The organism is Brevinematales bacterium (genome assembly GCA_026415355.1).
GTDB lineage: Bacteria > Spirochaetota > Brevinematia > DTOW01 > DTOW01 > SKYB106.
The window spans coordinates 17,938-32,930 of record JAOAHF010000006.1; the positions used below are offsets into that span (position 1 = coordinate 17,938).

Below are 14,993 nucleotides of genomic sequence, written 5' to 3' on the forward strand. Positions count from 1 at the left end.
ACTTGGTGAAAACCAAATTGAATGTAACTGAAATATTCATAGTACACTATCACTAGGTCTAAATCTCCAAGATTACGATTTGTCTGTTATATTGTCTTCCAGTATCTAACTCTTGTCTAAAAAAATTTTTTTAGACAACACATTGAGGTTTTATAATATCTTGAGTATGAGTAACAACAGAGAGGAAATTAGTCTAATTGATGTTAAAGTTTCAACTCCAATGATAAGACAATATTTTTCAATAAAAGAGAAGCACAAAGATAAATTGTTACTTTTTAGGTTAGGTGATTTCTACGAACTTTTTGGAGATGATGCGTACGAAGCTTCAAGAATACTAAACATAGTTTTAACTTCTAGGAATGATTTACCAATGTGTGGGTTTCCAGCACATTCTTCAAAGAACTACATCTACAAGCTTGTAAAAAGTGGGTACAAAATAGCAATATGTGAGCAATTAGAAGATCCATCTCTAGCAAAGGGTATAGTTAAGAGAGGAGTAGTCCAAATAATCACTCCAGGTACTATAACAGATGTTGACGTACTTGAAACAAAATTAAACAACTTTCTACTAACAATTTATTCAATAGGGAACTATATAATAGGAGTATTTGGAGATTTATCAACAGGAGAAATACTAGTTGAAAAAGTAAGACTGTCTAAAGAGATATCCAAAGTATCAGATGAAGAAGAAATGTACAAACTAAAGAAAGAATTCACGGAACTTTTCACGAAATACCAGCCAGCAGAAGTTTTGATACCTAGCAATCTACTTTCAAACCATATAATTTCTCCAATTCTATCTGGTTTTAAAAGCATAACAATAACATCCTATCCCGAATGGTTTTTCGACAAAGACGAGTGCATTAAGTTTTTTGAAAAACACTCTCAAAATGCTAACATAAACGGCACCCTGAATGAAGAAGAGAAAATAGCAATAGGAGCAACTGTAAGATACTTTGAAGAAACTCAGATGTCAGAAGATGTAGGTATATCAAGTATCTCTTTTATTGACAACAAAACATACATGGAGATAGATGACTTTTCAATAAGGAACCTTGAGTTAGTTTCCAACTTACTCGATGGTAGTAGAAAGTACACTTTGCTTGAGGTAATGGACAAAACTATAACCCCTATGGGAGGAAGACTACTACGAAAGATGATACTAAACCCCCCTATAAACATTGAAGTTATAAGCAATAGACTAAAAAAAACAGAGTATTTTGTTAACAATCACACAAGATTGAATGATATAAGATCTTTACTTTCGGAGATAGCAGACATAGAGAGAATAAGTAGTAGAATATCTTTCAAAAGAGCAACACCTAAAGAACTTATAAACCTGAAGAATTCTATCAAGGCTTTCATCAAACTAGCAACTTTACTTGGTGATTACATGAGAAACTTTGATGTATCAATTCCAGAAACTACAGAACAAATCTACAAGCTTATAGATACCATTTTAGTAGACAATCCTCCAAATAGTTTTGAAAACGGTGGCGTAATAAAAGAACGAGTAAACAATGAACTCGATGAACTGAGAGAGATTACTAAAAATGTAAAAGACTATATTGAGAAAATCCAAGAAAGAGAGAGAATCAGAACCGGTATTAGTTCTCTCAAGGTAGGATATAATAAGGTTATGGGTTTTTATATAGAAGTATCAAAACCAAATCTTAATCTTGTACCATCTGACTACGAAAGGAAACAAACACTTGTAAACGCAGAGAGATTTATAACACAAGAACTAAAAGAACTTGAATACAAGGTCGTTTACTCCTCTGAAAGAATAGAATTTTTGGAGAAAGAGATATATTCATATCTTTTATCAGAAGTTTCTAAGTATTACAAGGACATTAAGAAAATTTCCGACGTAGTAAGTGAGATAGATGTATTTTCAGGATTTGGAGTTTTAGCAATTGAGAATGACTACTGTAAGCCGGAATTTACTGATGGAACTGAATTTATAGTTAAAATGGGAAGACATCCTGTTGTTGAGATGTACCTTCCGAAAGGAGAATTTGTACCCAATGACACGTACATGGATAACTACAGTAATAGAATAATAATACTTACAGGGCCAAACATGGCAGGTAAATCAACTTATCTACGTCAGAATGCACTACTTGCTATAATGGCTCACATAGGATCTTTTGTACCCGCGAAAGAATTTAGACTAGGTATCATAGATAAGATATTCACAAGGATAGGTGCTAGTGACTACATAGCATTAGGTCAGAGTACGTTCCTTGTCGAGATGATAGAGGTATCAAATATTCTCAAAAATGCAACTCCTAGAAGTCTTATAGTGATGGACGAAGTAGGTAGAGGTACATCAACTTTTGATGGTGTTTCAATTGCTTGGGCTGTAATTGACTACATAGCAAACAATCCACAGAAGTATGGGAAAACTCTATTCGCAACGCATTACCATGAGCTCACAAGGTTGGGTGATGATGAAAAAAGAGGTATTAAAAATTACACTATGGCCGTTAGAGAGTACAAAGGAGAGATAATATTTCTGAAAAAAGTCGTTAAAGGTATAGCAAACAAAAGCTATGGAATATTTGTAGCTAAAATAGCAGGAATACCAACACCTGTAATCAATAAAGCAAATGATATTCTATATCAACTCGAAAAAACTCAAAAAATACTCAGTGAAAATCTTTCAAAAGAACAGTTAAGCACTCTAATACAACTCCCTCTCTTCTCATACAACATTCCGGAAAACATAAAAGAATTACTAGAATATATAAAATCGATTGACATAAACTCAACTACACCAGTAGAAGCATTAAAAATATTAGAAGATATAAAATCAAAAATCACGTAGATTGAATATTCAGGTTTAATAAAAAACACTTCAAGATAGCTAATTCCTATTATCCTTAATAGTCCTAATCACATATCTTGACAAAATCAATAAAAAAACCAAAACTTGTATAGAGAAAATAACTGCTATAAATAGTGAAATCTTATCTATAAACAAGCTTTGGGGTTTTTGGGAATCAATAATAACGTTTCCCTTGTAATCTTCAAACCTAAAAACATACTCTCCTTCTTCAACATCTATACCCAATCCTTTTGTTATTGATTTTCTGTACTCCACATCATTTTTCAACATTTCCAACTGTTTCTTCTTATCTTGATTCATTTTTTCCAAACGGACAACCTGCTCTTTAAGATATGCTATTTCTCTCTCTTTCTTTATAGTATCGATAATACCACCTCTTGAGAAAACAAAAGATATCGAAACTACCAAAGCTAAGATTGAAACAGATATTACAACTATTGAAAACATTATTTCACTTTTCATAATATGAAGTTTCGGTAAAGTTTCAAAAAATCTAGCTATTTAAGATAATCCTTCTCATCTGAAAAAACTTTTGTTAATTTTATGATTTTTGACTCTACATCAACTTTCTCAACATATCTAGGTGTAAATGGTATGATAAAAGAAGAAAATTCTAAGAAGAATAATCTACCATCTGTGAGTATCCTACTGATTTTACCTAGATTATCTCCATTATATTCATAGACTACACATTCTTCTAAGTCTGCTATGTAGTACTGATTATCTTTGAGCTTAGGTAGGTTTTCGTATTTTGTATAGATAAATTTTCCTTTAAGGAAATCTAACAATTCTGGTCTGACATTCTCAACTCTGAAAATAACATTCTCTGAAGAGAAAAAATCAAAAGATAGATGCAATTCCTTAAAACCTGTTAGCGTTTTTATGTAGAACTCTTTAACTTCCTTAAGGTAGTACTTATCATCTACAAGAGGCTCTACTTTTATTTGGTTATCTAACTTAAATTTATCAACTATCTTACCTATTTCCACAAATCTATTACTCATATAACTAAATTTTCAAAATTCCAATCTAGCAATTACAATGTTTAAGAAGTCAGAACATAAGAAAATCAACCAACCCATAGAGTATTAGAATACATATAAAACCAGTACAAAAGGCTAATCGAAGACAAGAAAATTGTAAAGTAGAGAATAACGAAACTCAACCTACTAGGTTTGGGGATAAGCATTCCCAGTGCTAGGAATGTAGTAGGTATTGAAAAGACATACCTACCCAAACTTCTTAAATCACCATCTTGTGTAAAGAAAACAATAGCTACATGAGATATCAAAATTCCTATTGAGAACCAAAATTCAAACTTTTTCGGTACAAACTCTGTCTCTCCAGACTTTAAATACTTAAGCACTTTATACACCAAGTATATCGATATAAATATTCCCATATACAATGCTATTATATCCATAGTTGTACCTTTGGCCCACAGATTATGGAGGTATAAACCAACTTTTTTATCCCACAAAGACTGAACTGTGAACGGTTTAAAAAAATCCCCAGTTAAATACCACGCATACACTCCAAAAATCATATATCCCACTAATACTCCTGCGACTGACACTATTCCCAAAATAAACTCTTCTCTACTTGTTTCTTTTCTGATAATATACATCAATGACAAAGCAAGTAAGACCGAAAAGATGAATTGTAACAATACAGGTCTTGTAAGGCTTATGAGAATTGAAAGTATAAAGATTAATGGAACTTTTAAGAACAAACTTGGTTTAGCTGAAGATAAAAAGTAGATGTAAATAATAAGCAATAAAGAAAAAAGACTCTCAGTATATCCTAGGTAATGAAAAATTATCATTGGATTTGTAAGGTATAGCAGAATAAATATGAGATACAATTTTTCATGGAGTAGTTTCTTGAAGACAACAACAGTTACTGGAATAGAAACCAAAAATACCGAAATAGACAAAACTACAGAAATCTTTTCCAAAGGTAGAGGTAATAAGATACCAAAAACTTTGGTAAACAATGGATATAATGGATAATAAGCCCATTCTGCAGGATTTGAGTATCCATCTTTGGCAATACCGATGTAATATGGTGTATCTCCAAATCCAGGGTTTGGATCCGATACAAACATTTTTTGATAAACATTCGGAAAGAGCAAAAAAGCCAGAAGTAAAATAGCAAGACACACAAACAATGGCATGAAGTATTGCAATATTAACTCTTTTGTGTAGGATATATACATATACCACCAAGACTCTTACATAGAATTCAAACGATGGTTATACATAACAAATATAAAACATACTACCAAAAGTTTTCCATTTGTCATTATACACAAACTCAAAGATTAAAGTCTGACAAACACCTCAATACCTAACGCCAAGAAATGGTAAACGAAAATTCAAAACACTCTCGTATGTACAGTTTCAATCCCTGAAAGGGTAGGTAAAAACATTTCGGAGATGATATTCAGATATTCTTCTCTTTGAGGGTTTCAATCCCTGAAAGGGTAGGTAAAAACCTCCAAGGATAGCATCTATGCTTGTGGTCATAGCTTTTGCAGTTTCAATCCCTGAAAGGGTAGGTAAAAACTGGTTGCTAGCAATTTCAGCAAGCCATCCTTGGTAATATGTTTCAATCCCTGAAAGGGTAGGTAAAAACCTCCATCTTCTTACATCGCTTTCAGGACTTCTTGCAGTAGTTTCAATCCCTGAAAGGGTAGGTAAAAACGTGTATATGAGCGAGGAGAAGGATATCGTTTATTTCGAACCCGGTTTCAATCCCTGAAAGGGTAGGTAAAAACTTGTAGAAAAATATTTGAAAAAAGAAAAAGTTTACGTGTTTCAATCCCTGAAAGGGTAGGTAAAAACTTTTTAGAGAAGGCCATTCAAAAAAGAATTTCGTATAGTTTCAATCCCTGAAAGGGTAGGTAAAAACCTCAAGCGCATTAGCAACGACGCGTATGATAGGCTGTTTCAATCCCTGAAAGGGTAGGTAAAAACAGGTATGTGTATGAAGTTGCAAATGAAGCTCAAGGTTGTTTCAATCCCTGAAAGGGTAGGTAAAAACTCTCATCTTGAAGGATGAGACGCAGCTTGGAAATATCGTTTCAATCCCTGAAAGGGTAGGTAAAAACTCATAATTCGTGCATGGGTCTATTCGATTTCTTGGCGTTTCAATCCCTGAAAGGGTAGGTAAAAACCTGCATTTTTTAACGCAACTTCTAACTGTTTTAATACTACGTTTCAATCCCTGAAAGGGTAGGTAAAAACATGAAAGATAGAATAGTCTATCTAAGGATAGACGAAAGTTTCAATCCCTGAAAGGGTAGGTAAAAACACCTTGTTTTTAGAATGTCTATTGGATGCTCATTGAAAGTTTCAATCCCTGAAAGGGTAGGTAAAAACCAAAGTTCGGATCAAGCGAAAAGATCCGAAGACCAGGTTTCAATCCCTGAAAGGGTAGGTAAAAACCGATGCTAAAGAGGAAGAGATGAAGCCTATGAAGTATATCAGTTTCAATCCCTGAAAGGGTAGGTAAAAACTAGGATTGCGTAGATAGTTTTCTATCTTCAAGCCATGTTTCAATCCCTGAAAGGGTAGGTAAAAACTAAGCTTTGTAATTACTTTGGCATACAGTCCTTACCAGTTTCAATCCCTGAAAGGGTAGGTAAAAACAGGAAAGTCTATCTTGCCGTTTACATGAACTACTACGGGTTTCAATCCCTGAAAGGGTAGGTAAAAACCATAACATAAATACAAAATATTTTGGTATTCAATTTGATATGTTTTAGAGCGACTAATAATTACAAAAGTATTATAAACATTGAGATTACAACTTGCAACATTTTTTTCTGGAAACCTCCGATGCTGCAAAAACCCCTGGGGGTTTCCGGAAACGAACTTTTGGAGATACCAAAACATTTTGGTATCTGGAGATACGGTAAAAATATGGTTTTTAGACTACTTTGAATAGTCAAATATAATTATACTAATCTAACTGGACGCAAAAATTTTTCAGACACTCAAAAAAGGTGGGGGGTTTCCAGAAAAATTCAGATAATTGTTTGGGTTATTAGTTGAAATTCGGTTATCAATTTTCTTGAGATAACGAGTGATTTTTTTGATAATTATATTGTGATGGTTGGAGACTTGGCACATTATAGAATAGTTTCAAATAGAACTAATTTATACGTTTTTATTAATTTGCAAACAGTTAAAGATTACGACGATTTCAAAAATATATTCTTTGTTAAATGGTTTATGAATGACTCTAGTTTTACATTTCAGAAAATTTGGAATTTTTTTTATACGACTCCAATTCTTGAGGCTTGGTGGAAGAGTGATAACATATATTCGGAGTTTATTGTAAAGGATAATAAGTTCAAGAAAATCTACTCCAAAAATAACATTGACCTTTTCATAAGTGAAAGATTAATAACTTTAGATATTTTACCTTCGCATGTGTTTGATTTTTTGGGTATTTATTCATCTGAAGATCTTAGAATTTATGATAAGAATGCTACTCTTGCTAAGAAGGAGCTTCTGTTTTGTAAGTCTTGTTATAGACATATGTTTCCTAGTGAAATTATTGAGCAATTTAGTTATCATGAAGGGATATGTTGGTATTGTGTGAATATTTTATCACCTTATGATAGAAGGCGTATCGAAACACCGTATCTGTTTAGAAAGAGAATAGTAGAAACTTGGAAATCCCTTAGTATAATCCAAAGGGAACAGTTGTTATTTGGAATACTTAGAGAGTTTAGAAAACCAAAAAAAATCTCAGATGTGCATTACTTGAAACTTTTATCAAGACAGCTAGCAGAAGTAGATGATGTTTACAAACTTTCAGGTGTGTCGAAGCAGGAATTAGAAACACTTGTGTATAAATTAGATGTTGATTATTTTATTAAGTGGTGGGAGAATATAAAATGAAAAATAAGAATTTTAATGATCACAGTAAAAAGGAAAGGCGTAAACTGCTAAACCAAAAAAATAAGTTTGTTAAAAGTTATGTAAGTTTTTCAGTTGATACTAGTGTAGTGATAGGTGTTTGCCCTATCTGTGGTGAGAATTGTTACAAAGATCCTTCAAATATTGTTATTTCTGATCATACTTTCCATTTTGATTGTGTTGTTAATTTTATAAAAAGTAATATCAGAATTGACGAGGATAAAAAGCTTTACTATACTGGATCAAACACTTTTGGAATAGTTTGGGAGAGTAAAACAAGTAGAAGAGTAGAGTTGATAAAAAGACTAGATCTCAGGGAGATACTTAAAGAGTATGTTTCAGAAAATATTTAGTTTGACAAATATATTCATGAATATTTTGAAGGAGAAGAATGATATTTTCGATGTAGATTTTCGAGAAATTTGTACATATGCTTTAGGTAAAGATATACCTTTTGGAGTTTATATAGAAACCCGTAAAGGTTTTTTGTCAATATTTAAGTCGGAGAGATCACTCCTTCTTAAGGATGTTATCCTTGAGAGTGAAATATCTAAAAAACTTAAATCTTTTGACGATGGAAGTAGTTGGTATTATTTTGATTTATTACTTAGTAGTAGAAAGCTACATAAAAAAGTATTAGTGAGGATTTTCGTTAATTCTAGTAACTTGTCTGACCAAGAGTTAAGTATGATAGAGAGTGTTGTTAGTAATTTTTATTCTTTTCAGGATTTATATGATAAAAACTATGTTTTTGGCGAACTTATTGGAATATTGAAAGAGACTACTGAAGTTGAAGATATAAATGAGGTTATAGAGAAAATTACAAGTATAACTAAGAAACTTTTGGATGTACAAGCTTCTTCAATACTTTTAAGAGATGAGAAAAGTAATGATTTGTACTTTAAAGTTGTTGATAGTGAAAAGAGTGATAGAATAAAAGAAATAAGAGTACCAATAGATAAAGGTGTAGCTGGTTATACTGTTAGAACTGGTAAATCTCTCATAGTTAATGATGTTAGTAATCACCCAGATTTCTATAGTGGAGTTGATGAAAAGAGTGGTTTTATTACTAAATCTTTAATGTCTGTTCCTATAAGACCTCTTGGGAAAATAATAGGTGTTATTGAGGTAATAAATAAACTTAAGGAAACAGAATTTTCAGATGATGATCTTAGAATATTAGAAACTATTAGTGAAGTCTTGGGAATCAATATAATAAATTCTCTTCTCTATGAAAGGTTAAACAGTATATCGAGTAGTATAATAAAGTCTCTTATAACTGCTTTGGAAGCTAGGGATGAATATACAAAAGGACACTCATTTAGGGTTCAAATATACTCCATTAAACTCGGTAATGCTTTGAGATTTTCTCAAAAAAGGATAAAACAACTTGAATTATCGGCAATACTTCATGATATAGGTAAGATAGGAGTACCTGATAGTATTTTGAGAAAACCTGGTACCTTAACTGATGAAGAGTTTGAAGTAATAAAAAAGCATCCAGTGATAGGATACAATATACTTAGTTCTATAGATGGGTTGGATGAAGTTTTGGAGGGTATAAAATACCATCATGAAAGATTTGATGGTAAAGGATACCCTGATGGACTAAAAGGTCAAGAAATACCTATATTTGCTAGAATAATCTCTATAGCGGATACTTTGGATGCTATGACTTCAGATAGGCCTTATAGAAAAGGATTGCCTTTCGAATTTGCGTTAGAAGAAATTAAAAAATCAAAGGGTACACAGCTCGACCCTGAATTAGTTGATATATTTATAAATTCTTTCACGAGTTTAGAGGAAATCTCTTCTATAATTAAAGAAATGTAATCTTTCATTGTACTTTGTTAGGTGTTGACTTATTTGGTAATTTTATTCGTTTTCCAATGGAGTTTTTTTGAAACGAAAGTTTTAAGAGTTTGATAATTAATAATTAAAAAAACTAAGTTTTGAGGTAACTATGTCTAATATATATAGATCGAGAATTGATAGAATGTTGATTCAGACAGCAGGTAGCCCTTTCATAACATCAAAACTTGAAGATTTGTTTTACTTTTCAGGGTTTACTGGTGATTTTGGCTATCTTGTGTTGAGTAATCCTAAATCTTATTTGATAACGACTAAAATGTTCTTGAATGAAGTGAATAGTTCTGTGGATACTTCTATTTTTGACGTTAGGTTAGTAGATAAATCAAAGATTTTTTCTGAGCTTATCGATATACTTATAGACATACAATCTCCTGAAATATTTATATGTTCTACAAATGCAGGAGTTAGTAATTTTATAAAGGTTATTGATACAGCAAAAGATAAAAGATTATTTGGTCTTAATAAAAAGCTTTTATCTCTAAGGGATGATCATTTTTCTGTAGGAAATGTGAAGATATATTTTAGAGAGTATCTTTCAGATAAAGTAAGATCAGTCAAGGATGAGAATGAGTTGAATATTTTGAGGAATAATTTACTTCTTTCTGATGAGGGTTTTTTATACATACTCAAATTTATAAAACCTGGTGTTACGGAGAGAGAGATTTCAATAGAAATGGAGTATTACTTAAAACTTAAGGGCGCAGATGAAATGTCATTTCAAACAATAGTTGCTTCTGGTATTAGATCTTCAATGCCTCATGGTAGAGCTTCTAATAAGGTTATATCAAATGGAGAGCCAATAGTTATCGATTTTGGTATAAAGAAGGATATGTATTGTACCGATACAACTAGGACTGTTTTTCTGGGTACTCCGACTCAGAAAATGAAAGATGTGTACAACATAGTTCTTGAAGCTCTTAATGAAGGTATTGCTTATGTTAGAAGTGGTATAAAAATTGAAGATCTTGACAAGAGGGTTAGAAGTGTTATAGAGAAGTACGGTTATGGTGAATACTTTACTCATTCCACAGGACATGGCGTAGGTCTTGAGATACATGAATATCCTTTTATATCAAAAGACAACGAAGATGAACTAAAAGAGGGAATGGTTGTAACAATCGAACCAGGTATTTACATTCCTAATGAATTTGGTGTAAGAATAGAAAATATGGTTTTTGTTAAGAAAAATTCCTCGGAAGTTTTAACAAGTTTAACAACTGATATGATAATACTTTAAGTTGATAACTACTTTGTATTGTACAATTTCGTTTAAATCATGTAGTTTAATGATTTTTTAAATAAATTTTTGCTCAAAATTTATACTTTCTATTTTTCAATAGCTTTATTCCACGTTTGTTTTATTGATATGTTATTTATTCAAACTTATAATAAGATTGTGGGAAGTCTTCTTTGCCTAGCCTATTTATTAGAGATATACCCCTTTTCTCTCTATCATATACTGGTATTCCTGGAGGTATTTGTATAGTTGGTATAAAGTTTGCTTTTATAAACTCACCCTTTGCTGTTAGATGAACTTCAAGTATTCCACCTATACCTCCGTTACCTTTTATATTAAAGTTTCCATAGGTTAGGAAATTACCGAGAGAATATGCTATAAGTTTACCTTTGTATATCTCAATTGCTCTTAGAACATGTGGTCCATGTCCTATTACGAGATCTGCTCCTGCATCAATTACACCTCTTGCAAATTTGACAACGTTACCTCTATTACTACCAAGGAAGTATTCGTTAATATCTTTAGTGTGTATGGCTGAGTTACCTTCGGCACCCCCGTGAAAAGATACTATTACAATATCGTACTTCTCTTTCAGTGAAGTTATCGTTTGTTTTGCTTTTGGTACATCTAGTATTGAGTATTTACCTCCACTGAATCCAAATGCAACTATGCAGACTTGTTTACCTTTTACATTCATTACAGCATAGTTTTCCATATCTGCATACTTCATTCCTAATTTTTCTATGAGATGGAGTGTATAATTATATCCATCTCTACCGTAGTCCATAACATGGTTATTGTTGAAAGATACTACATTGAAACCCAATTTTTTAAACGCATTTGTTAAGTATGTTGGCATACCAAACTCGTAACAAGAGTTTTTTTTGCCTCCACACTTTGATGGTCTGAATCCATCTTTTATGAACGCACCTTCAAGATTGGCTAATACTATGTCTGCTCCTTTTAGATAATCTCCTATACTTTCTACGAATTCTTCTCCTTGTCTTGGGGGAAGAATTGTTTTTGGAGTTACTGACCCTAGCATGGTATCTCCGACCGCTTTTACTATTATTGTGTCATTTCCTATTGCTATATTTGCTAAAATCAATAAGATGAGATTAAAAAAAATTACGACTCTCATATGTCCTCTAAACTGCCGAAGATTTTAAATGTTAGGTATCTTGTTTTTCACAGTTTTTTATGTTTTATGATAAAATTTAAGTTTGATTAGCAGAGAATAGATTTTTACAAGATTTTCTTTACAAGTACTACCTTCATATTTATAATTATGGTTAACTTGAGAGGAGGTATGTATGTATAGGGTAAAATATTTATTCATGCTTCTTGTGTTAGCTACGAGTGTTGTGTTATGGTCGTGTGGTGCTCCACAGAATAAGTTAGTTTTTATGTATTGGGGTACTCCTGAAGAGAAAGAAGTTGTTCTTGGGTATATAAGCAATTTTATCCAACAAAATCCTGGAGTTGAGATAGAAGGAATACATGTTGATTCATTAAGTTTTGGACAAAAACTAAAAACTATGATAGCTGGTGGTACTCCTCCTGATGTTTTTTACCTTGATATAGAGGATTTTGCTGGACTTGTTTCAAGGGGACATTTGCTACAACTTGACGATTTCTTGAACAGAGATAAAGATGAGGTTAATGTTCCTGATTTCTTTGAGGCACCATTTAATGAATTTAGATACAAAGGAAGGTTATATGGTATAGCAAAGGACTTTACAACTCTTGTTCTTTATTACAATATTGATATGTTTGACAAATTTGGAGTTAGTTATCCTAATGATAACTGGGGATGGGATGATTTTTTAAATGCTGCTAAGAAGCTTACCAAGGATTTGAATGGAGATGGTAATATTGATCAATATGGTTTTGTATTAGAGACTTGGGCTAACTGGTGGAGAAATTGGGTTTACGCTAACGGTGGTACTTTCTTTGATAAGGATGGAAACTTTGTTTTGGGTAAGGAGCCTTATCTCAAAGCTAATGCTGAAGCAATACAATTCTTAGCAGACCTAATTTGGGTTCATAAAGTTGTTCCTAAGATAACTGCTTCTAGAGATTTTGGTGGTGGAGAAGCTATGTTCGTTGATGGTAGAGCAGGTATGGCTGCTTATGGGAGATGGGCTACTTTGAGATTTAGAGATATAACTAAGTTCAAATGGAATGTTGCACAAATGCCAAAAGGTAAAGTTAAGAGAGCATCAACTCTATTTACTGTAGCATATTGTATATATTCTACAACTAAGAATCCAGAGTTATCTTGGAAGCTTGTTAAGTTCTTATCAAGTCCTGAGATTCAAAAAGATGTTGCTAACAGTGGTCTTGCTATACCTATTAGAAAGTCTGTTGCCTATAGTGATGCATTCTTAAAAGCATCAGCAATTGTTAGAAACCAACCACAGGTTGACAGTAAAGTTTATCTTGATGCTTTACAATATGTTACAGATTTCAAAAGGCCTGTAAAATGGGTTGAAATAAGAGATATACTTGATGAGTACATACAGAAAGTACTTAACAATGATATGAAGGCTGATAAAGCTTTAAAAGAGCTTCAACTTGATGTTGAAGATGCTATAAGCGAGTAGCTAAAAGGGGGGTATCCCCCTTTTACTTTTTGTAATGAGTAATTTTTTAGAGATTGTTAACCTCATTTTAGGTTCTAAAATTACAACGTTTTCATCATTAAAAGAATTTTTGGCTAAGAATGTTTCAGCGAAGATTTCAAAGCAAGAGTTAGATATTCTTTTCAAACTTATCAAAAGGTTATACTGGGGGATATTTAGTGATTTAAACTTTGATGATTACACAGAGTTATGGAAGCTTTTAGTTATACCAGATCAGAAATATCCATCTCTCTACGGAGACATAAAGAAGAGTATAATAATACCAAATTTATATATTTCTCTTCTTGACATCCATGGGTATACTGCGTTTTGCCAAAAAACTCGTAAGAATATAAATTCATTACATCGTCTTGATAGATTTGTTGAAAGTACAATAAAAAGTACAACCAAAAAATATGGAGTTATATCGAGAAGAGAGAGAGGTGATGAAGTTATACTAGTAGGTGCTGATCCTGTTGATATAATTAATGCTACTTTTGATGTTGTAAATTTGTTTTCAAAAAGTATCAAACTATCCAACGTTGAAAATGGTGAGGAACCTTTTTTACCACCTTTTGAGATATCTGGTGGTATAGTGGGAGGGTATTCTACTACTCCTTTGATTATAAGTGAGTCGGGAGATGTTCAAGGGATATTGATGAACCTTGCTTCAAGGTTGCAGTCAAGAGCAAATTCTATATCTCCAAGCAAGACAAAAATTGTAATTGATCAAAGTACATATCACAAGTTTTTGAATTCAACAAAACCTAGAACGAATTTTGTCAAAACAATAAAATTCTTGTTCAATGGTGAAATAGAATTTAAGGGAGGCAAGCTTAAAGTTTATGAGATATACTATAGAGAAAATGAAAATTATAAAGATTATATATCACAACATGTGAAAAAACTTACAGAAGCTATATCCAGAAATGAATGGCAAACAAATGTGATATCGATATTGGCAGATCTTGGTATACTAGTTTCTGATAATATGTCGAAGTTTTCTAAAAGTGTGGAAATTTATTATGATGGAGAGATGAGAATTTTTGAGGTTGATAACCAGTTTTTGTCAAACACGTTTATGAAAATAAAGTATGCTTTGTCGAATTCGAGAGATTATAAGTTTGTTGTAGAAAAAATGTCGTTGTTGGTTGAGTTACTGGATAGGATTGATGAATTTGATCAAATAGTCAAGGATTATCTGAAAGTAATCTATAGAGAGTTTAGAAAAATATTCCATGAGTATGAAAAACTTCTTCTCTTCCATGTTAAACACACACCATTAGATTTTATTGATTCTTCTGATTTTGATATTATGAATAAGTTTGATTCATATAAGGCTGCTTATAGTTCAGTTTTGGATAAGATCCATTCAGCGCCTAAGTCTATTCAGAAGAGAGCTATTATTATGACTAGAGCATTAAACAATGTAAAGAACCAGATAGATTTTTCTATATACTCGGGTAAAAAGTGATTTT

At 32.2% G+C, this 14,993-nt stretch carries 11 protein-coding genes and 1 CRISPR repeat array; of the genes, 7 read left to right on the plus strand and 4 right to left on the minus strand.

Annotation, left to right across the window (positions count from 1 at the left end):
* Positions 1-166: 166 nt before the first annotated feature.
* Positions 167-2,830, plus strand: a complete 2,664-nt coding sequence (gene mutS, locus N2712_03230; protein ID MCX8028989.1) for a DNA mismatch repair protein MutS — start codon at positions 167-169, stop codon at positions 2,828-2,830.
* Positions 2,831-2,869: 39 nt separating this feature from the next.
* On the opposite strand, the gene N2712_03235 is transcribed toward mutS, so the two are convergent.
* The 3 genes from N2712_03235 to N2712_03245 all read right to left on the minus strand — a co-directional run bounded on the left by N2712_03235 (position 2,870) and on the right by N2712_03245 (position 5,069).
* Positions 2,870-3,313: a septum formation initiator family protein gene (locus N2712_03235; GenBank protein ID MCX8028990.1), complete on the minus strand. Its 444-nt coding sequence runs from the start codon at positions 3,311-3,313 to the stop codon at positions 2,870-2,872.
* Positions 3,314-3,348: 35 nt separating this feature from the next.
* On the minus strand, positions 3,349-3,855 hold the full coding sequence (gene rimM / locus N2712_03240; GenBank protein ID MCX8028991.1) for a ribosome maturation factor RimM: 507 nt from the start codon (positions 3,853-3,855) through the stop codon (positions 3,349-3,351).
* A 65-nt stretch (positions 3,856-3,920) separates the two neighbouring features.
* Positions 3,921-5,069: a hypothetical protein gene (locus N2712_03245; protein ID MCX8028992.1), complete on the minus strand. Its 1,149-nt coding sequence runs from the start codon at positions 5,067-5,069 to the stop codon at positions 3,921-3,923.
* A gap of 181 nt (positions 5,070-5,250) precedes the next feature.
* Positions 5,251-6,572: direct repeats of the CRISPR family, unit length 30 nt; unit sequence GTTTCAATCCCTGAAAGGGTAGGTAAAAAC.
* A 394-nt stretch (positions 6,573-6,966) separates the two neighbouring features.
* Between N2712_03245 and N2712_03250 the strand changes: the two genes are divergently transcribed.
* From N2712_03250 to N2712_03265, 4 genes are all read left to right on the plus strand, one after another.
* Complete coding sequence (locus tag N2712_03250; protein MCX8028993.1) at positions 6,967-7,764, plus strand: hypothetical protein; 798 nt, start codon at positions 6,967-6,969, stop codon at positions 7,762-7,764.
* Positions 7,761-8,135 (plus strand): hypothetical protein, encoded by a 375-nt coding sequence (locus N2712_03255; GenBank protein MCX8028994.1) that lies wholly within the window; start codon positions 7,761-7,763, stop codon positions 8,133-8,135. Before N2712_03250 ends, N2712_03255 begins: the two co-directional genes overlap by 4 nt.
* The gene (locus tag N2712_03260; GenBank protein ID MCX8028995.1) at positions 8,116-9,615 is read left to right on the plus strand and encodes an HD domain-containing protein; all 1,500 of its coding nucleotides are present in this window, start codon (positions 8,116-8,118) and stop codon (positions 9,613-9,615) included. The genes N2712_03255 and N2712_03260 overlap by 20 nt, the downstream gene beginning before the upstream one ends.
* Before the next feature lie 130 nt (positions 9,616-9,745).
* A complete protein-coding gene (locus tag N2712_03265) occupies positions 9,746-10,891 on the plus strand; it encodes an aminopeptidase P family protein (protein MCX8028996.1) in 1,146 nt (381 codons plus the stop codon).
* A gap of 136 nt (positions 10,892-11,027) precedes the next feature.
* Here N2712_03265 and N2712_03270 read toward each other — a convergent pair whose 3' ends face one another.
* On the minus strand, positions 11,028-12,032 hold the full coding sequence (locus N2712_03270; protein MCX8028997.1) for a CapA family protein: 1,005 nt from the start codon (positions 12,030-12,032) through the stop codon (positions 11,028-11,030).
* 172 nt (positions 12,033-12,204) lie between these two features.
* On the opposite strand from N2712_03270, the gene N2712_03275 reads away from it, so the two are divergent.
* The gene (locus N2712_03275) at positions 12,205-13,497 is read left to right on the plus strand and encodes a sugar ABC transporter substrate-binding protein (GenBank protein MCX8028998.1); all 1,293 of its coding nucleotides are present in this window, start codon (positions 12,205-12,207) and stop codon (positions 13,495-13,497) included.
* A gap of 34 nt (positions 13,498-13,531) precedes the next feature.
* Positions 13,532-14,989 (plus strand): hypothetical protein, encoded by a 1,458-nt coding sequence (locus tag N2712_03280; protein ID MCX8028999.1) that lies wholly within the window; start codon positions 13,532-13,534, stop codon positions 14,987-14,989.
* The last annotated feature ends 4 nt before the right edge of the window (positions 14,990-14,993 follow it).

Coding starts and splice junctions, on each gene's coding strand:
- mutS (MCX8028989.1), top strand. CDS start 167: ATGAGTAACAACAGAGAGGAAATTAGTCTAATTGATGTTAAAGTTTCA.
- N2712_03235 (MCX8028990.1), bottom strand. CDS start 3,313: ATGAAAAGTGAAATAATGTTTTCAATAGTTGTAATATCTGTTTCAATC.
- rimM (MCX8028991.1), bottom strand. CDS start 3,855: ATGAGTAATAGATTTGTGGAAATAGGTAAGATAGTTGATAAATTTAAG.
- N2712_03245 (MCX8028992.1), bottom strand. CDS start 5,069: ATGTATATATCCTACACAAAAGAGTTAATATTGCAATACTTCATGCCA.
- N2712_03250 (MCX8028993.1), top strand. CDS start 6,967: ATGGTTGGAGACTTGGCACATTATAGAATAGTTTCAAATAGAACTAAT.
- N2712_03255 (MCX8028994.1), top strand. CDS start 7,761: ATGAAAAATAAGAATTTTAATGATCACAGTAAAAAGGAAAGGCGTAAA.
- N2712_03260 (MCX8028995.1), top strand. CDS start 8,116: ATGTTTCAGAAAATATTTAGTTTGACAAATATATTCATGAATATTTTG.
- N2712_03265 (MCX8028996.1), top strand. CDS start 9,746: ATGTCTAATATATATAGATCGAGAATTGATAGAATGTTGATTCAGACA.
- N2712_03270 (MCX8028997.1), bottom strand. CDS start 12,032: ATGAGAGTCGTAATTTTTTTTAATCTCATCTTATTGATTTTAGCAAAT.
- N2712_03275 (MCX8028998.1), top strand. CDS start 12,205: ATGTATAGGGTAAAATATTTATTCATGCTTCTTGTGTTAGCTACGAGT.
- N2712_03280 (MCX8028999.1), top strand. CDS start 13,532: ATGAGTAATTTTTTAGAGATTGTTAACCTCATTTTAGGTTCTAAAATT.